15 protein-coding genes are annotated in these 19,239 nt (G+C 59.6%); 2 read left to right on the top strand and 13 right to left on the bottom strand.

Annotated features, from left to right (window positions below; all coding sequences use genetic code 11):
- Window positions 1-18: 18 nt before the first annotated feature.
- Window positions 19-1,062, bottom strand: a complete 1,044-nt coding sequence (locus RM6536_RS08395; protein ID WP_060824783.1) for a tRNA (adenine-N1)-methyltransferase — start codon at window positions 1,060-1,062, stop codon at window positions 19-21.
- Window positions 1,063-1,338: 276 nt separating this feature from the next.
- Between RM6536_RS08395 and RM6536_RS08390 the strand changes: the two genes are divergently transcribed.
- Together RM6536_RS08390 and RM6536_RS08385 are read left to right on the top strand one after the other, a co-directional pair.
- Window positions 1,339-1,539 (top strand): hypothetical protein, encoded by a 201-nt coding sequence (locus tag RM6536_RS08390; protein ID WP_060824782.1) that lies wholly within the window; start codon window positions 1,339-1,341, stop codon window positions 1,537-1,539.
- A 43-nt stretch (window positions 1,540-1,582) separates the two neighbouring features.
- Window positions 1,583-4,714, top strand: a complete 3,132-nt coding sequence (locus RM6536_RS08385; protein WP_171840185.1) for a type ISP restriction/modification enzyme — start codon at window positions 1,583-1,585, stop codon at window positions 4,712-4,714.
- 135 nt (window positions 4,715-4,849) lie between these two features.
- On the opposite strand, the gene RM6536_RS09180 is transcribed toward RM6536_RS08385, so the two are convergent.
- The 12 genes from RM6536_RS09180 to dnaJ form a co-directional block, all read right to left on the bottom strand.
- A complete protein-coding gene (locus tag RM6536_RS09180; RefSeq protein ID WP_012903526.1) occupies window positions 4,850-4,972 on the bottom strand; it encodes a hypothetical protein in 123 nt (40 codons plus the stop codon).
- 1 nt (window position 4,973) lies between these two features.
- Window positions 4,974-6,290, bottom strand: a complete 1,317-nt coding sequence (mshC, locus tag RM6536_RS08380) for a cysteine--1-D-myo-inosityl 2-amino-2-deoxy-alpha-D-glucopyranoside ligase (RefSeq protein WP_060824780.1) — start codon at window positions 6,288-6,290, stop codon at window positions 4,974-4,976.
- A gap of 158 nt (window positions 6,291-6,448) precedes the next feature.
- Entirely contained in the window at window positions 6,449-7,297 is an 849-nt protein-coding gene (locus RM6536_RS08375; protein ID WP_044145830.1) for an undecaprenyl-diphosphate phosphatase, read from the bottom strand.
- 243 nt (window positions 7,298-7,540) lie between these two features.
- Window positions 7,541-8,443, bottom strand: a complete 903-nt coding sequence (locus RM6536_RS08370) for a hypothetical protein (protein ID WP_060824779.1) — start codon at window positions 8,441-8,443, stop codon at window positions 7,541-7,543.
- A 184-nt stretch (window positions 8,444-8,627) separates the two neighbouring features.
- Entirely contained in the window at window positions 8,628-10,376 is a 1,749-nt protein-coding gene (gene leuA / locus RM6536_RS08365; RefSeq protein WP_060824778.1) for a 2-isopropylmalate synthase, read from the bottom strand.
- 402 nt (window positions 10,377-10,778) lie between these two features.
- Window positions 10,779-12,218, bottom strand: a complete 1,440-nt coding sequence (locus RM6536_RS08360; RefSeq protein ID WP_060824777.1) for an LCP family protein — start codon at window positions 12,216-12,218, stop codon at window positions 10,779-10,781.
- Window positions 12,219-12,457: 239 nt separating this feature from the next.
- On the bottom strand, window positions 12,458-13,615 hold the full coding sequence (locus RM6536_RS08355; protein ID WP_171840184.1) for a GTPase Era: 1,158 nt from the start codon (window positions 13,613-13,615) through the stop codon (window positions 12,458-12,460).
- A gap of 125 nt (window positions 13,616-13,740) precedes the next feature.
- Window positions 13,741-15,207, bottom strand: coding sequence for a hemolysin family protein (locus RM6536_RS08350; RefSeq protein WP_060824776.1), 1,467 nt, complete (start codon window positions 15,205-15,207; stop codon window positions 13,741-13,743).
- Window positions 15,208-15,216: 9 nt separating this feature from the next.
- A complete protein-coding gene (ybeY, locus tag RM6536_RS08345) occupies window positions 15,217-15,738 on the bottom strand; it encodes an rRNA maturation RNase YbeY (RefSeq protein ID WP_049356917.1) in 522 nt (173 codons plus the stop codon).
- A 3-nt stretch (window positions 15,739-15,741) separates the two neighbouring features.
- Complete coding sequence (locus RM6536_RS08340; RefSeq protein ID WP_060824775.1) at window positions 15,742-16,869, bottom strand: PhoH family protein; 1,128 nt, start codon at window positions 16,867-16,869, stop codon at window positions 15,742-15,744.
- Between the two features lie 82 nt (window positions 16,870-16,951).
- On the bottom strand, window positions 16,952-17,731 hold the full coding sequence (locus tag RM6536_RS08335; protein ID WP_060824774.1) for a 16S rRNA (uracil(1498)-N(3))-methyltransferase: 780 nt from the start codon (window positions 17,729-17,731) through the stop codon (window positions 16,952-16,954).
- 175 nt (window positions 17,732-17,906) lie between these two features.
- On the bottom strand, window positions 17,907-19,043 hold the full coding sequence (dnaJ, locus tag RM6536_RS08330) for a molecular chaperone DnaJ (protein ID WP_049337409.1): 1,137 nt from the start codon (window positions 19,041-19,043) through the stop codon (window positions 17,907-17,909).
- Window positions 19,044-19,239: the final 196 nt, after the last annotated feature.

Below are 19,239 nucleotides of genomic sequence, written 5' to 3'. Positions count from 1 at the left end.
TCAAAGGTGGTTCATCAATTATTCAGCAGACTCGATGCCGTTCTGTTCGAGCGCAATCTCGTTCGCGCGTGCGGCGTGAGCGGCAAGGTTCTTCGCATCGCGTGCTGCGCGGCGAATCTTCTTATCGGTCACCTCACGCTCACCCACGTTCATGGGAATCCACGCGTTCATATCCTCTTCAGAGAAGTCAGTCTTGGATGCGCGACGCTTCGGTGCCAGGCGCACCGCACCGTCAGCGAGGCGACGAGCCACGACCAGGAACGCGGTGTGTGCCACCATGCGGTGGTCGGGGCGGACCGCCAGGCCCTCCACGTGCCAGCCGCGAACAATGGTTTCGTCACATTCGGGTTCGGTGAAGCGGCCGTCCAGGCGCATGCCCTCAACCAGGCGGGACATCTGGGTCACGGTCGCAACGTAGCAGATGAGCACGCCGCCGGGTGCGAGCGCCTCCGCTACGGCGTCCAGGCACTCCCAGGGTGCGAGCATGTCGAGCACGACGCGGTCGACGCTGCCGGGCTCTTCAACCTGCGGCAGGGTGTCCTGCAGGTCGCCGATGCTCAGCTTCCACGCCGGGTGGGGGCCGCCGAACATGGTCTCGATGTTGCCGCGCGCGACGTCTGCGAATTCTTCACGACGTTCGAAGGAGTGCACGCAACCGTAGTCGCCGACTGCACGCAGCAGCGCGATGGACAGTGCGCCGGAACCGACGCCAGCCTCGACGACGCGTGCGCCGGGGAAGATGTCTGCCTTGACGATAATCTGCGCGGCGTCCTTGGGGTAGACGACGGCTGCGCCGCGCGGCATGGAGAGTACGAAGTCCTTGTAGAGGGGGCGCAGCGCCTGGTAGAGGATGCCGTGAGTGTTGGCGATGACGGTGCCTTCGGGTGCGCCGATGAGGTCGTCGTGCTTGAGGAAGCCCTTGTGGGAGTGGTATTCGCCGCCTTCGGCGAGGGTGATGGTGGTGATGCGGCCGCGTTCGTCAGTGATTTGGACGCGCTCGCCGGGGCGGAAGGGGCCGCGGCGGTTGATTGCGCCGGTGGGGGTGGGGGTGCCGCTGCTCACGGGGTGTTTCTCCTCGGGTTTGGGTCAGTCTGTGCTGTTCGCGCTGTGCTGCGAACCGCGGGACGGAAAAAGTCCTTTTCTATTTTAGCGGAGTCTGCAAATCGGCTGTGGCGCATTACCCCGCGGGCGTGATAACCGGGCAGCATGGATGGAGCGATGACCACTGAGCAATGAGCGGTACTCATTTTTGGTTAGACTTGATGAGAGTTCGCCAGAATCCTTGGCGGGCAGAAACACCTTAGTGCCCACGAATTATGGGGCAAAGGAAAGAGTATTGTGACTGATTTCAACTCACTAATTGCCGAGTTCGGCAGGCAGGTGCGGGAGAATCTGCGCGTTGGGGACGGTGAACCGGAGGCTCAGCTGACGAACCCGGTCGCTACCCTGTTGCAGGACTTTGGCGCCTTGCATTCGATGAAGGTTGTGACCGTCCGTGAAACCTCGCTGAAAACAGCGGGGGGGGGGTCTAGTTTCTGAGGGTCTAGTTCGTCCTGATTACGCCATCATGGTCGATGGTGTTTTGACTGGCTATGTGGAGCTCAAGGCTCCGGGTAAGAACATTGACCCCGCTTCTTTCACTAAGAAGAGCCACGAGTATAAGCAGTGGCAGCGTCTGCGGAACCTTCCGAACCTTTTGTACACCAACGGCACCGAGTGGCGCCTGTACCGTTATGGCGAACCGGTACTGACGAGCACCGGGTATGATGCGGTGCATATGCATGGTTCTTTCAGCGGCCATGGCACGCTGAGCGCACCGGATGCTCTCGCGACGTTTTTCCTGAACTTTTTGCGGTGGGTTCCCGCCCCGATTACGAGTGCCGACCAGTTGGTAGAAACTCTCGCCCCCCTTGCGGCTTTGTTGCGTGAAGAGATGCTTTTGGGACTTGCCGTACAGGAAAAGACCTATAAAGCGGAGCAGGCGAAAGCTAAGAAGAAGGGCGAGGAAGACTCCGTGTTTCCTCCCCCGCTGGTGGGTCTGCGTAAGGATTGGCGTGATACTCTCGCCCCGAGTACCAGTAATGAAGAGTTTGCCGATAGCTTTGCGCAGACCGTGGTGTTTTCGCTGGTGGTTGCTCTCTCTGAGAACCTTGACCTGAGCCTTGAGACGTTCTCGACTATGGCGAGTCGTTTGCGTTCCCAACACGGTCTGCTGGGTAATGCGCTGGGTCTGCTGACCGAGCACCTGGATGAGAAGAGCTCCCTGTATAACGCTCTCGCCGTGATTGTGCGTGTCATGGGTGCCGCTTCCTGGGCTGATATTTCTGGCGGCAAGTCGGATGTGTATCTGCACCTCTACGAGCACTTCCTGAAGGTCTATAACCCGGCGCAGCGTAAGAAGACTGGTAGTTACTACACCCCGGTTGAAGTGGTGAATCAGATGGTGCGCCTGGTGGATGACGCTCTGCGCACCTACCTGGGCAAGGAGCACGGTCTGGCGAGTGAGGGTGTGTCCGTGATTGACCCGGCGATGGGTACCGGCACCTATCCGCTGTCGGTTATGCATAAAGTGGCAAGTGCGGAAAGCCTCTCTCCTGCTGCGCGCACTCGTGCTCTGAATCGTCTGGCGAAGAACCTGTACGGCTTTGAGCTGCAGTCGGGTCCTTTCTCCGTGGCTGAGCTTCGCCTGAACCAGACCCTTAAGGAGCTGGGTGCTGACGTTCCGGAGGACGGTCTGAATCTCTATGTGGCGGATACTCTGAGCGACCCCTACGCTAAGCAGAAGCCGGTGAACGGTAATACTCTGCGTCTGCTTTCTCAGTTGTCGAATAAGGCAACTAGGGTAAAGCGTGAGGTGCCTATTCAGGTATGCATTGGTAATCCGCCGTATAAAGTTAAAGCGGAGAAAATGGGCGGTTGGGTCAATTCAGGACCTCGTTCCAAAGACGACTCCTCCTCCATTATGGAAGACTTCCATGCTCCTGGTATGGGTGGATATGAGTATGTGCTGAAGAACCTGTACGTCTACTTTTGGCGTTGGGCTTTCTGGAAGGTCTTCGAAGATTCTTTCCGTGCTTTTGAGAGCCAGTCAGATAGCTCCAAACGTGCAGGTGTTGTCTGTTTTATTACCGCATCTGGATATCTGAAGGGTCCGGGATTCGCGGGGATGCGTGAGTATATTCGTCGTTCGTCCAGCCGTGGATGGATTATTAATGTGACCCCTGAAGGTATGCAACCTCCAGCGAAGAATGCTATTTTCGCTATCGAGACCCCTGTATCTATCGCGATGTTCCTGCGTGAAGAAGATACCGATGAGGAAACCCCCGCGGATATTCGCTACGTTGCCCTGCACGGTACCTTTGCGGAGAAAATGCAGGCTCTTGCCACTCTCGATTTGGGGAGCTCAGAGTTTGAACCGGTACGCTCCGGCTGGGGCGATAAGTTCGCTCCTGAGGCGGATGATGATTGGGATAGTTACCCTGAGCTACCGGATTTCTACGCTAGTTGTTCTCCTGGTGTAAAGCCCAATAGAACTTGGGTTTACGCACCCTCTGAAAGTGTGCTACAGGAACGTTGGGCGGAACTCATCGAAGGTAACGATCTGGAAGTACGTGCTGAGCGGTTCAAAGAAACACGTGATGCAAAGACTACAAAGGCTAAGAAGCCACTTCCGGGTACCGATACGTTCCAGGGGAGCCGTGAAAGCCTGAACGATCAGATTGCTCGCGAAGTCATTCCGGACGCACCGAATATTGTACCGGTGGGATACCGAGCTTTTGACCGGCAGTATGTCTTTGCTGATTCTCGGCTTGCTGATACTCCTAGACCAGCGTTGTGGGGTTATCGTACTGCTAAGCAGATATTTATCGCTGAGCTTCACAATGAATACGTGGGTATGGGGCCGGGACTGTACTTTCACTACTTAATCCCAGATATGCATGGGTTCAAGGGCAGCCAAGGAGGCCGTGTCCACCCCACGTTGACCGAGGCTGGCGCGCCAAACCTTACTGAAGCTGCTGCTCAGATTCTGAGCGAACGCTTCGGAGCTAATGCCCCCGGCGACCTCGTCTACTACCTAGCGGCACTCACCGGACACCCCGGCTACGTGCGCACCTTTGACAAGCCGCTCCAGCATGCGGGTATTCGCGTGCCCCTCACTGCGGACCCGGAGCTCTGGGAACGTGCCGTTCAGCTCGGTAAGCAGGTTGTGTGGCTACACACCTACGGTGAGCGCGGTGAGCCGCTACCGGGTATGAAATACCTGCACCAGCTTCCCGAAGGTGCAGACTACACCCTGCCTACCCCGACGGTAGACATGGGTAGGACGATGCCGGAGAAGAAGCCCAGCTTCTCCCCCGACCCGGTCAATAGCCTCTCTGAGGAAGAGAACAACCCCGTAATGGGCACCGTCTCCTTCGGTGAGGCTCGCTGCGAGAACGTGGAAAAGCGCGTCTTTGATTACACCGTCGGTGGTAATCGGGTACTAGGTATGTGGGCTAAGTACCGCCTCAAGGATCCGGAAACAAAGTGGAGTTCCTCGCTCAACGACATTGTTCAGCGAGAATGGCCGCTTGCCTGGAGCGAAGAGTATGAGCGTCTGCTCTACACTCTTACGCACCTGGTGCATCTGGAACCTGCTCAGGAGAAGCTCCTTGATGAGGTTCTTGCCGGTGAACAGATTTTCCGTGAGGAATTTGTAGACACCGAAGACTAGCCGCTCAGGACTAGTTGCTGAAGAGTAACACCAGTTATTGGGTTCTACAACCGGTTAAACGCAAGGGGGTGGGTGACCCTGGAGTATTCCAGGATCACCCACCCCCTTGTTGGGCTTATATTGCTCTCAGAAGCCCTACGCTTCCTTCTGCGCCTCGTACGTGCGAACCTCAGCTAACATCTCTGCGGCGAGCGCATCGACCGCCTCACGGTCGTACGGGCGAAGAGCATACAGCTCCTCAATGACAGACGCAGCCATCTTAGAGGACCACGCCCAGGCGTGCCGCCAGGATGTCACGCACCAGCGCGCCACCGCCGACGGTAGTGTCCGCCAGAGCCTTCACAGCCCACGCATCCACAGCCGCCAACGCCGCCGGAGCGTTCAGGTCCTCACCGAGCGCCTCACGCACAGCGGCCAGCAGCTCAACAGCCGCCTCATCGGTGACACCTTCGGAACCCTCACGGCCCTCAGCCACCGACACCGCATGACGGTACGTATCCAGGCGAGCCTTCGCGTGCTCCAGCAGCTCATCAGTCCAGAACCAATCCGAACGGTAATGCTGACCCATAATCGCCAGACGCACCGCGTTCGCATCCTCACCAGCCGCACGCAGACGCGAAACCAGCACCAGGTTGCCGCGGGACTTGCTCATCTTGTGGCCGTCCAAACCGACCATGCCGGTGTGCGCGTAATGCTTAGCGTGCGGGCGTGCAGACACAGCCCACGAATGGCCCGCACCCAAATCATGGTGCGGGAACGTTAAGTCGTTACCGCCAGCCTGAACGGTCAGCGAACCATCCACAAAACGGCGGGCAATCATCGTGCACTCGATGTGCCAGCCGGGGCGGCCCGCGCCCAGCTCGCCGGCATCCCAGCTCGGCTCGCCCTCACGCTCAACACGCCACAGCAGCGGATCCAGTGCATCACGCTTACCGGCACGGTTCGGGTCGCCGCCGCGCTCAGCGAAAATCTCCAGCATCTCATCACGGGTCAAGTGGCAGACCTCGCCCGGTGCCCACGAGTAGCCCTCAGCGTTTGCGGGCAGCTCACGCACAGCCTTCAGATCCAGGTACACGTCACCGTCAGGATGCACCACACCCTGCTCGTCGGTGTAGCCGGGCACGCGGTACGCCAGGCCGCGGCGGAACAGGTCCTCAATCAGCGGGAACAGCCACTCAATGGACTCCACCACACCCACATAGTGCGCCGGCGGAATCACGTTCAGCGCCTTCATATCGGTGCGGAACAGCTCCGTCTGATCCTCAGCCAGCTCACGCCAATCAACATTCGTCGCGGTCGCACGCTCCAGCAGCGGGTCGTCCACATCGGTCACGTTCTGCACGTAGGTGACCGGCACGCCCGCATCCAGCCAGGCGCGGTGCAGCAAGTCAAAAGCAACATAGGTGGAGGCGTGACCCATATGCGTCGCGTCGTACGGGGTGATACCGCAAACGTACAGGCTCGCCGCCTTATCCTCCTGAACCTGAACAATCTCACCAGCCGCGGTATCAAAAATACGCGGCAACGCAGCCTGACCGGGCAGAGTCACAGAGGCGGGGGCATCCCAAGCTCGCATGGGTTTCCTTTCCGTAAAAACGCCCACAACCGGTGGACGCGCCACACCCGCCGCCCAACCTCAAGGCATGCGGGTGCCAAAAAATCTACTCCAATAAGAATACCCGCCCGTGAGAAACTCACGGACGGGTATGTCATATCACGCTGAGGGCTAAAGCCTTAGAACGCCGAAGAAGTAGCGTTCAGAACGCCAGTGCCCAGACCAACGAAAATCAGGATACCGAGCGCAATACGGTACCAGATGAAAATGCCGTAGGACTTCGACGACACGTACTTCAGGAACCAGCCAATCATCAGGTAACCCACCACAAACGCAACCAGAGTAGCCACGATAGTCGAGGGGATACCGTAGTAGCCGGTAGCTTCCTCGCCGGTGACCACCTTGAAGGTCTTGTACAGGCCAGACATGAACACGGCAGGCATGGCCAGCAGGAACGAGTAACGTGCCGCAGCCTCACGGGTGTACCCCATGAACAGACCCGCAGTAATCGTACCGCCCGAACGGGAAACACCCGGGATCAGTGCCAGCGCCTGTGCGCAACCGTACAGCAGGCCGTGACGGAACGTCAGGTCCTTCAGCTCACGCTGCTCGCGGCCAAAACGGTCCGCAAGACCCAGGAACACAGCGAAGACAATCAGCATAGTCGCCACAATCCACAGGCTACGGAACTGGGTGTCAATGTAGTCTTCCAGCAGCAGGCCCAGAACGCCGATGGGCAGGGAGCCAATAATAATCAGCCAACCCATGCGGGCATCCGGGTCATTGCGCGGTACACGACCGGTAAGAGCGCCAAACCACGCCTTCACAATGCGCACAATATCGCGCCAGAAAAAAATCAAGACCGCGGTCTCAGTACCCAGCTGGGTGATTGCGGTAAACGCGGCGCCCGGGTCAGCCTTCTCCGGCAGGATCTGGCCAACAATGTTCAGATGCGCCGATGACGAAATCGGCAGAAATTCGGTCAGGCCCTGAACAAAGCCCAAAATAATTGCTTGAATCCATTCCACGCATTCAAGGATACAGGAGGCGCACCCGCCCGGGGTGGTTCGCCGAAGGTGATGTGAAACTTCCGCAAACCGCCCCGTCCACACTCTGAAACGCTCAGGGTGCCGTTTCAGGAGGTACACCGCGGTGCAACCGGGGCTTATCCATAGCTCATCCACGGTTCACCCATGGCTCAAGGAGGCCGCGCAAACACCTCAAATGCGCGCTCTCCGGCGCATCAAAGGTGCGTCACCGGTGCAAGCATACTAGCCGCACGACCAGTCGAAAACACCCGTCTCAAAATCAAAAACAGCGCTACCGCACCCAAAATTCAGCACATCAAACTCATCGAACTCAATATAACGAGCCGTCAGACCCTCCGGCAGAGCCTGCGCATAAAAATGAGTGCCACCCAGGTGAGTACCCACCGCAATTAGCGGCTTCGCCCACTCAAACCACGCCGAATCCTCAGCATCCCAATCGAAAGGACTCAAATAACCAGTCTGCGAGTCCACATTCTCAAACACATCACTGGGGACCTTACCTGCATTCGGGTCATCCGTCGGAACCCACCCCACCAGAGCAGGCTTACGAGCCAGCGGCTGCTGCTGATCCGCCAAAGCCCAGGCGCTGAAGCTCTCCTCCTCACCACGATGCTCACCGGGCCGGCGCACATCCTGCGGCGGCGGCGTGCGGGACGAGAACTCCTCCTCACTCAGGTACAGCACCGCAAACTCGGCATCCAAAATATCGCGCAACAACAACTGATACGGATGCACCCGCGCCTGCGCATACTGCACCTCAAACGGGTCATCACTAGCAGCATTAGCAACACCCTCAGTCGCCTCATCCTCAGCGAACTGGCCATCACCGGCAAAGAAAGAGAATGCCACAACGCCCGGATACTTCTGCGCATCCGGCAGGTACTCCCCCGGCAACCTCACCGTAAAAATATGCTGCATCGGCAAACCAGTAAAAGTACTGCGCGGCCACTGATCCTGCTCAATACCGGGACCGGTCGAACCCACCCAGCCAGCCTCCCACACCTCAGGGCAACCTGCAGGCAGAGCAGTATCATCACCACCGTGCAGCTCATAATTCCAGGCACGAACAGAAGAATCGGTGCCCGCCGCATCAACGGGGCTAAACACCATCGCGTAGCTTTTCATGAGAGTTCCTCCCAGCAGATTATTCGCCCCACAGCACGCCGATGCACACAACACCTGCGCACATTAACGCGTAAGGGCGGGATACATACTCCCAGTATGCATCCCGCCCCCACATCATGCACGGCTAACGGTCACCCACCAGCGGTCACCCGAAAACCTTGCACAAAGCATGTACGGCTATCGCCTACGCCTGACGCTCATCACGCAGCGCACGGTTCACAGCTGAAATCATCGCCTTCAAAGCCGCACGAGTCGTCGAGTTATCCACACCGATACCCCACAGCACGCGAGAACCAACAGCAGCCTCAACGTAGCACGCAGCGTTAGCAGTCGACGAAGACGACATGGTGTGCTCCGAGTAATCCATCACGCGAATATCCACGCCCTCGCCCGACAGGATGTTCTGCAGAGCATCCACCGGACCGGTACCCGAAGCCGAACGGGTGTAAGTGTGACCATCAATGTTCAGACCAACACGCAGAGTGGTCGCACCGGTATCAGCCGAATCAATGTTAATCGACTCAATACGGTACTTACCCCAACGCTTCTCCGTGTCGGTTGCGGGCAAGTACTCATCCGCGAAGATGTTCCACAGTTTCTGGCTGGTCATCTCGCCGCCCTCAGCGTCAGTACGAGCCTGAACAATCTTCGAGAACTCAACCTGAGCACGACGCGGCAAATCCAGACCGTGATCCTGCTTCAGCAGGTACGCCATACCGCCCTTACCGGACTGCGAGTTCACACGAATAATCGCCTCGTAGGTACGACCCAGATCGCGAGGATCAATCGGCAGGTACGGAACCTCCCAATAAACCTCATCCACGGTCTTACCCGCCTCAGCAGCGGTACGCTCCAGAGCCTCAAAGCCCTTCTTAATAGCGTCCTGGTGAGAACCAGAGAACGCGGTGAACACCAGATCGCCACCATACGGCGAACGCTCGTGCACCTTCAGCTGGTTGCAGTATTCAACAGTCTTACGGATACCGTCAATATCAGAGAAATCAATCTGCGGATCCACACCCTGGGTGTACATGTTCAGGCCCAACGTCACCAGGTCAACGTTACCGGTGCGCTCGCCATTACCGAAGAGGCAACCCTCAATACGGTCAGCACCCGCCAAGTAACCCAGCTCAGCAGCAGCCACGCCGGTACCGCGGTCATTATGCGGGTGCAGCGACAGCACAATGTGCTCGCGGTGGTTCAGGTTGCGGTGCATCCACTCGACCGAGTCGGCGTACACGTTCGGGGTAGCCATCTCAACGGTAGCGGGCAGGTTCACAATCAGCTCGCGGCCGTTCTGACCGACCTCCAGTTCCTCAGCCACAGCGTTCACCACGCGAGCCGCGTACTCAAGCTCGGTGCCGGTGAAAGACTCGGGCGAGTACTCGTAGATGACCTTAGTGTCAGAGATCATCTGCTCTTCGTACTTGCGGCACAGGCGCGCACCCTGCAGGGCGATATCCAGCACGCCCTCCTGATCCTGGTTGAACACCACGCGACGCTGTAGCACGGAGGTCGAGTTGTAGAAGTGCACAATCGCCTGCGGTGCGCCCTCAATCGCCTCAAAAGTGCGGGCAATCAGGTGCTCACGCGCCTGCACCAGAACCTGAATGGTCACATCCGAAGGAATGTGGCCGTCCTCAACGAGAGTGCGCACAAAATCAAAGTCAGTCTGCGACGCCGAAGGGAAACCAACCTCAATTTCCTTGTAACCCATCTTCACCAGCAGCTTGAACATCGCAAGCTTACGGTCGGTGTCCATGGGGTCAATCAGCGCCTGGTTACCGTCACGCAGATCCACTGCGCACCAGCGCGGAGCCTTCTCAATGACCTTATCCGGCCAGGTGCGGTCCGGCAGGTCAACAACAATCTGCTCGTGGAAAGGGCGGTACTTGTGTACCGGCATGGGGCTGGGCTTCTGGTGGTTTTTCATGATGAATTTCCTGTTGGTTGGTCCGTCTCGCTCTACCCCAATTGTGGGGCTCGTACCGTGCCGGGTATCGGTCCCCGGCAGCCGTGGTCAAGGCGGTGCATCAGAAAGGATGCAAAGGTGAGATGCCGCGTCAAAAAGCCGGAACGGTCGCGGCAGATTCTAGTGTGCCCCGTTCCGGCGAATAAGCAGCAGGTTCACTGCCTGGCGGGTAACCCCGCGCATGCTCTCACCGTCAATAGTCATGCCTCCACGCTATCACAGGGGTCGGAGGCGGTGGCAGGGCACCCGGGAAGCCGTCCATCATCTGGAAAGCGTTAACGGCAAAGGGGCGTAGCCACCATTTCTGGCGCTACGCCCCTTCTGTTCGCTATTCACGCATCTGCGCTATGCCCTAGCTACAACCTAGTAGGCGAAAGCAGTCTGGCACTTGTGCTGATCAGCAGTCTGACCGGTCGCGTTACCCGCAATCGCAGCCTCCTGCTTCTCCATCGCCTCACCGGACGGGAAGTCAGTACCAATAGTCACCGACACACCCAGAACCTCTTCAGTCGCCACCACGCGGGTCACGTTCAGCTTCGCGGCGATTTCCTTCGCCTCCGCCTCGTAACCGGTCGAGTAGAAGACCGTGGTGAAGTTCGTCGGGCTAGCGGAGGTACCCGGAGTAACATTCGAGTAGCCCAGGCCCTCAATCACCGAAGCGATCGTAGCCGAGCGGCCATCCAGACCGGTCGCATTGTACACGTTCACCGGAACCGTACGATCCAGCTGAACCGGAGCGGCAGAAGTAGCCGGTGCCTCCGGAGCCTTCTCTTCCTTCAGCGACTTATCATCACGCAGACGCTGGAACACGTTCGCAGCATCCGCAGAAACCTGCAGGCGGTTCTCATCCTGGCTCCACGGCTCAGTCGGCACCGTCGCAAACACAACATTCGACAGGTCCACGCCGCCGAGAGCCGCACCAACACCCACCAGAGTGCTGATATTGCCCAGGTTCTTATCCACCGTCACGTTCTGAGTAATCGCCTCAGCAATATTAATCAGACGGCCTGGATTCGACAGAGTACCCTCGCTCTTCACCTTACGTAGCAGCGAAGACAAGAAGCCCTGCTGAGCCTGAATACGACCAATATCGGAACCATCCGAGAAGCCGTGGCGGCTACGCAAAAACGCAAGAGCCTGCTCACCCTCAACAGTGGAAGTACCCGCAGGAAGCTTCAGACCGCTGTACTCGTCATCAATCGGAGCGTCCACACAGACCTGAACGCCACCAACAACCTTCGACAGCTCCTTCACAGCGTTAAAGTCCACCAGCATAAAGTGGTCAATATTCACGCCGGTCAGCTTGCTAATGGTTGCCACAGTACAACCGGGGCCACCGCGAGACAGAGACTCGTTAATCTGAACGTTCTCCTCAGCCGGGTACACGGTGCCGCTCTCAGGATCAGTACACTGCGGCACATCAACCATCAGGTCACGCGGGAACGACAGCACGCTCACGTTCTTACGGTCCTTGCTGATCTGCAGCAGCATCATCACGTCCGCGCGAGCCTCAGAATTGCGGTCATCCTCATCGCCGTACGCGCCGTTATTGCCCTTACGGGTGTCGGAGCCAATCACGAGAATGTCCAAGGCGCCGTTCTCCAGGCCGTTCTTGTAATTGCTGATGTTCAGCTCCTGAGTATGCAGATTATTGCGCATACGCAGAGCCAACACGCCACCAAAGCCAACAACAATGACGAGCATGCAAGCAGTAAGCAGAGCAATCCACTTATTGCGGTTTGAAGTCATCACCGTCGTGCGCATATGACGACCGGTGCTTCGTAAACGAGGTGCCTGGGGCATACCTTTTCTCTTTCTGCCGGTGAGCAAGTGCTTTCTCAGAGTAACACTCTTCCCTATGAGCGCCGAATGAGAGTGAAAAGTTTCACCCGGAGGCATGCACATATTTCTGCAAGCCACCGGGTGAAAACTAAGGATGCGCGACCGCCCCGAAGACAACCTCTCAGGGCCACCTTTCGGGGTGACCTCGCAGGGGTGACCTCTCAGCGCAAATTCTCTGGGCGATGCGCTCAGGAAAGCTACTAGAATCCCAAACGGTTCAACGCACGCGCGTCAGACTGCCATTCCTTCGCAACCTTCACATGAATATTCAAATAAACGCGGGTACCGAGCAGCGCCTCAATCTGCTCACGAGCCTTCGTACCAATCTTGCGCAGGTTCGAGCCGCCCTTACCGATAATGATGTACTTCTGCGACTCGCGCTCCACATACAGGTTCACGTGCACATCCAGCAGCGGGTTATCCTCCGGGCGGCCCTCACGGAACTCCATCTCCTCAACCGTCACAGCAATCGAGTGGGGCAGCTCCTCACGCGCACCCTCCAGGGCCGCCTCACGCACCAGCTCCGCGATGAGGGTTGCCTCCGGCTCATCGGTCAGCTCACCATCCGGGTACAGCGGCGGCGACAGCGGAGTGTACTGCGCCAGCAGGTCAGCAACCGCATCCACCTGGAAATGCTTCACAGCAGACACCGGGATAATCGCAGCCCAGCCGCCCTTACCGTCAACCGGCATCGGCTCAGCGACCTCACCGGCACGGCGCTTAGCCGCAGGGCCCGAACCCTTCGCGAAAGGCACAGCATCATTCTTGCCGCCCTTACCCTTGGGGCCCTTACCTTTCTGCTTCGCACGATGCGCGGCGCGCTTAGCACGAGCCGCACGCTCAGCGCTCATGACTTCCTCGCCGAGCGCCTCAACAGCCAGCAGCTGCTCACGCAGCTCGTCGGAGTTCACGGTATCGGCCTTGGTCACAATAGCAACCACCGGCTTATTGCTCGACGCCACCAGCTGCGACGCAATGTAACGGTCACCCGGACCGATCTTCTCATTCGCCGGAATGCAGAAGCCCAGCACATCCACCTGCGAAAGAGTGCTCGCCACCAGGTCGTTCAGACGCTCACCCAGCAGAGTGCGGGGGCGGTGAATACCCGGGGTGTCCACCAGAATCAGCTGGTACTCGTCCTTGTGCACAATACCGCGGATCGTGTGGCGGGTCGTCTGCGGACGGTTCGAGGTGATAGCCACCTTCTGACCGACCATAGCGTTCGTCAGAGTAGACTTACCCGCATTCGGGCGGCCCACCAGCGACGCGAAGCCCGAACGGAAATTCTCCGGGTAGGTCGGTAGCGGGGTGCTCAAGTCCAGAGTGCTCAAATCGAGCGGGGTGTACTCCTGGTCCATTGTGTTTCTCCTTATCAAACCCCGTGCGGGGTGTATGGGGTGCCAGCCTCATCTGCCTGCGCCTTCCGGGGTGGGGCGGCCGACTCAAAGTGTGTTAGGGAAAATGCGGCGTCTATGTTCGATATCTAGCGGTTGCCGTGCTTGTCGGTGGCAGGTTCAGCCTCTGCAGCATCTCCCGGAAGATCCGGATGCGCATGCGGCTCAGCTACAGCGGGCGGCTCCGTATCTACGGTCAGGATGTCAGCAACCTCCGCGGAATGAGACCTCGGGGAAGACGCCGTGGAACCTTCAGCGTTCTGCTGCTCATCACGAGGCGGCTCATACCACGCCTGCAACATATCGACCTGGTGGCGGCGGCCCGACGAACCAATCGCACGAATATGAATGCCGTCAATCTCAATCTCAGAACCGACAATCGGCACCATACCCAGATGCTTAGCGAGCAGACCGCCCACCGTATCAACATCTTCATCGTCGAGTTCACGACCGAAAATTTCGCCCAGCTCATCAATACCCAGACGGGCAGAGAGACGGAACGTACCGTCATCATTCAGTGTGTAATCGGGGCTCTCACGGTCGTACTCGTCAGAAATGTCACCGACCAGTTCCTCAATCAGGTCCTCAAGGGTAATCAGGCCGGCGGTGCCGCCGTACTCGTCAACAATGATCGCCACGTGCGTGGACTCACGCTGCATCTCACGCAGCAAATCCATGGCGCGCTTCGACTCGGGCTCAAAACGTGCCGGACGCATCAACTCAACCACGGTCGGCAGGGCGGTACCCTCGGGAGCCTCACCGTGCAGGATGAAGGCGCGCATCGCGTCCTTCAGGTAAAGCACGCCCAGAATCTCATCGCTCGAATCACCAATCACCGGCATACGCGAATAACCCGAACGCAGGAACAGACTCAGCGCCTCACGCAGAGGAGTGTCGCGGCTAGCGGTGAGCATGTCGGTACGCGGAACCATGAGCGAACGGATGCGGGTATCGTCCATCTCAAAGACGGACTGCACCATCTGCGCCTCGTCATCTTCAATGGTTTCAGCGTCGGAGGCGCGGTCCAGGAACTCGCGCAGCTCCTCTTCATCGAACACACCCACCGGGGCCTCAGCCGAACGTTCCGGCGCCAGGCGCACGCTGAGCTTATCGAGCAGACCAGTCGCCGGGCTCAGCAGAACCGACAGGTAGTGCACCGGGCGAGCCAGCACACGAATCGACGCGACCGGGCGGTTACGTCCCAGAGCACGCGCTAGCACATGCAGAATCGGGTAGCCCACCAGCGCAACGATCACGAGGGTCAACACGACGGCGAGCGCGTGCACCTCAACCAGGTTCAGCAGGCAGGTCATGGTGGCGAGCACCGCGGTGGCTGCCGCAATGAGGCGGGTCAGGCGCAGCGGGTGCGTGTACGCCTCGGAGTCACCGTCGAGGGTGCGCTGCAGGACGCGCGCACCGAGGGTGTCCGGGTGTGCCTCCACCGCTTCCTCAGCCTCGTTGTGCGGCAGGTAGGTGAATGCGGTTTCGGCGATTGCCGCGACCACGGTCAGGCAGAGCGCGAGAACGGCGAGGAGGGCTGTGAGTAGAATGTCCACGCCGCTCCCCTAGTGTCGGGTTTCGACCGGTGCCGGGCGGCCCAGGAACTCTTCGAGGATGGAGCGCTGAATGCCGAACATTTCAGCTTCCTCTTCGGCGGTGCCGTGGTCGTAGCCCAGGCAGTGCAGAATACCGTGGGTGGTGAGCAGGCACAGCTCATCCAGGGTGCTGTGGCCCGCATCCGCGCCCTGACGTGCGGCAACGGGCGGGCAGAGGATGATGTCGCCGAGCATGCCGCTGGAGGGGTTTTCGGGGGTTCCCGGTTCCAGCTCGTCCATGGGGAAGCTCATCACGTCGGTGGGGCCGGGCAGGTCCATCCACTCGATGTGCACGCGCTCCATCTCGTCTTCGTTCACGATGGCGATGGACAGGTAGGTGTCATCGGCAAGGTGCATGCGCTTGAAAGCGTGCTCGACGAGGCGGGTGAGCACCTCGGTGTCTACCGCTTCGAAAGATTCGCGGACGAAGGCGTCGGTTGCCGGGTCGGCACCGGTTGCGGGTTCTTCACAGTCGAATTCGATCTCTGCCACCGTTTAGCGTCCTTCCGGGGTGGTCTGTGCGTTGTTGGGGTTCTGCGCGGCGTTCTTTTCGGAGCCGCCGTTAATGCCGGCGCGGTCCAGCAGCTTCTCGGCTGCGGCCTCGATGGTGGCGCGCTTGACCTTGCGGTTGCGCTTGCGTTCCATTGCCTTCTGATCTTCGCCCCACTGATCGTAGGCGGACACAATGTTCGACACCAGGGTGTGTCGCACCACGTCAGAGGATTCCAGGATGCTGAAGTGAATATCCTCCACGCCCTGCAGAATGTTGCGCACCTGCTTCAGACCGGAGGCGGCGCCACCGGGCAGGTCAATCTGGGTGATGTCACCGGTAATGACCATCTTCGAGCCGAAGCCCAGGCGGGTCAGGAACATCTTCATCTGCTCGGCGGTGGTGTTCTGCGCCTCGTCGAGGATGATGAATGCGTCGTTGAGGGTGCGGCCGCGCATGTACGCCAGCGGTGCGACCTCAATGGTGCCCGCCTCCATGAGCTTGGGGATAGTTTCGGGCTCGAGCATGTCGTGCAGTGCGTCGTAGAGCGGGCGCAGGTACGGGTCAATCTTCTCGTTGAGGGTGCCGGGCAGGAAGCCCAGACGCTCGCCAGCCTCCACGGCGGGGCGGGTGAGGATAATGCGGTTCACTTCGTGGCTCTGCAGCGCCTGCACAGCCTTCGCCATGGCGAGGTAGGTCTTACCGGTACCCGCCGGGCCGATGCCGAAGATCACGGTGTTCGCGTCAATGGCGTCCACGTATTTCTTCTGGTTAATGGTCTTGGGGCGAATCGTGGTGCCGCGGGTAGACAGAATGCTCGTGGACAGCGAGTGCGCCGGGTTGCTCAGTTCGTCGCCGAGCATGCCCATGAGGCGGTGAATGACCTGCACGGTAATCTGCGTGTCGTGGCTGGAGAGCACGCGCAGCTCGTTCAGCAGCTTAGCGGCGGTGTTGACGGCCTCGGAGGGGCCGGTGATGAGCACGTCCAGGTCCTTGGGGCGCAGGCTAATCTGCTCGAAGTAGTCCTCGATGATGGTCAGGTGCGCATCCTGCGGGCCGAGCACGGCAATCATCTCTGCGGCGCTCTTGAAAGATACGGTGCGCGCGGTCGACAGAGGTCGGGAGGTAGTCATATGGGCTCCTTGGCTAGTGATGTATTTACAAGTATAGATGGGTGTGATGCGCCACGCCCCGGCTGGGTTTACCGGAGGTGCTCTACCAGCGACCGAGCACCACGTTCAGGGTGCACATGGCGGCGGACCCGGCAGTGGACGAGCGCAACACCTCATCACCGAGTAGCGCCAGCTGAGCGCCGGCGTCGGTGAAGAGCTGCACCTCGCGGTCACTGATGCCGCCCTCCGGGCCGACGAGCAGGTAGATTTCTTCGGGCAGGTTCTTCGCCTCTACAAGCTTGCGAGCCAGAGCGCTGAGGCGTTCAGTCGCCTGCTCGTGCAGGATGAACACGGCGGCGGACTGCTCGGAGCCTTCACCGGCAACTTCTTCGATGAGCTCCACCAGGTCGGCGGTGCTGTACAGGTCGTACACCTCGGGAATGAGCGCGCGGCGCGACTGCTTCGCCGCGGCGGTGACGGTGTTCTGCCACTTGGTGTGTGCCTTGGAGGCGCGCTCCCCCTTCCACCGCACGATGGAGCGATCCGCGCTCCACGGCAGCACGCCGTACACGCCCAGCTCGGTCGCCGTCTCAATGGCGAGCAGGTCGCGACCGTCCTTCGCGAGCGCCTGCACCAGGTAGATGGAAGGCACGCTGCGTTCTTCGCTCAGCTCCTGCACCTGCACGCTCACGCCGTCCGCGTTAATGGAGGCGACCGTACCGAGTGCGCGGCGGCCGGTGCCGTCACCCAGGTCGATGCGTTCGCCGAGCTCAAGGCGCTTGACGAGGGCGTGCTTGCCTTCGGAGCCTCCGAGTGCGCAGGTGGCGCCGGGGGTGAGTGCGTCGTATTCTTCCGTGCTGATGTAGAAGATGGGGGCGCTCATGGTTCTCCTTGAGGGTGCGGTTTGAAAGCGTGGGTAGTGTGCGGGTGGCGTGTGAAATAGGTGTGCTGCTTAGCGCGGGTGCATGCAGTGCAGTGCTGACAGTAGCGCTAACAGGAAAGCGGCGGGTGCGGGTTGAGTACCGCACCCGCCGCATCCTCAGCTTGGTGTAGGAATCCTACTTGAACTGGTCCTTCAGGCGGGAGAAGAGACCGCCGCGGTGCTTGACCTGCGAACCTTCGGTGAGGGATTCACCGCGCAGGGCTGCGAACTGGCGCAGCAGTTCACGCTGTTCTTCGGTCATGTCGGTGGGGGTGACCACCTGGATACGCACCAGCAGGTCGCCGCGACGCTCGGTGCCGAGCACGGTTGCGCCCAGGCCGTTGAGGGTGATCACGTCACCGCTCTGAGTGCCTGCGGGGATAGCAACTTCCTGGTCGCCGTCGAAGGTCTTCAGCGGGATGGTGGTGCCCAGCGCCGCCGCGACCATGGGGATGTTCACGGTGGTAACCAGATTGTCGCCCTCGCGACTGAAGTACTTGTCGCGCTTGACGTTCAGATCAATGTACAGGTCGCCGTTGGGGCCACCGTACAGGCCTGCCTCGCCCTTGCCGCGCAGGCGGATACGCGCCTGGTCGTGCACACCGGCGGGAACGTTGAAGGTCAGCGGAACGTCTTCACGTACGCGGCCCTGACCGTGACATTCAGGGCAGGGGGTCTTGATGACGGTGCCGTAGCCGTGGCAGTCGGGGCATTCAACCTGCTGCATGACGGTACCGAGGATGGACTGCACGCGGCGCTGCATGAAACCGTGACCGGAGCAGGTAGTGCAGGTTTCGGGCTGGGTGCCCTCTGCGGTGCCTTCGCCGTTACAGGACTTGCAGGTCACGGCGGAGCGACGCTCAATGGTCTTCTCAACACCGAACACGGCGTCCTGCAGGCTGATGGAGACGGTAATCAGGTCGTCCTGGCCCTGACGCATGCGGGATGCGGGGCCGCGGGCACCTGCCGCGCCGCCGGTGAACATGTTCAGCAGGTCCTCGAAACCGCCGAAGCCGCTGAACCCGCCGCCCGGGTAGCCGCCGCCTCCGGGGTAGCCTGCGCGGCCCTGTTCGTCACCGGTAGTGTCGTAGTTGCGGCGCTTTTCGGGGTCGGAGAGCACCTCGTAGGCGAGGGTGACGCGCTTGAACTCTTCGGCTGCGTCCTCGGAGGGGTTCACGTCGGGGTGCAGCTGGCGTGCCTTCTTTCGGTACGCCTTCTTGATCTCTTCGGGGCTGGCGTCGTTCGATACGCCGAGAGTATCGTAGTGGCTCATGCGTTTCCTTCCTCTCGAGACGATGGCGGTGCTCGATGAGTGCACCGCCAATAATGGTCGTATCAATTCTAGGGGATACTACCCCCGACCCGATACAATGGCTAGGCTGAATGGGGGTCGCTCCCGCTATCCGCTTAATCTGCGGTGCGCGCCGAACTCCGTTTTAGTTCCCCCGCCGGTTCTGTCTTATGGTTCT

The organism is Rothia mucilaginosa (assembly GCF_001548235.1).
Taxonomy (GTDB): Bacteria; Actinomycetota; Actinomycetes; order Actinomycetales; family Micrococcaceae; genus Rothia; species Rothia mucilaginosa_B.
The sequence above is the reverse complement of the archived record's forward strand: the minus strand, read 5'-3'. Positions and strand labels throughout refer to the sequence as shown.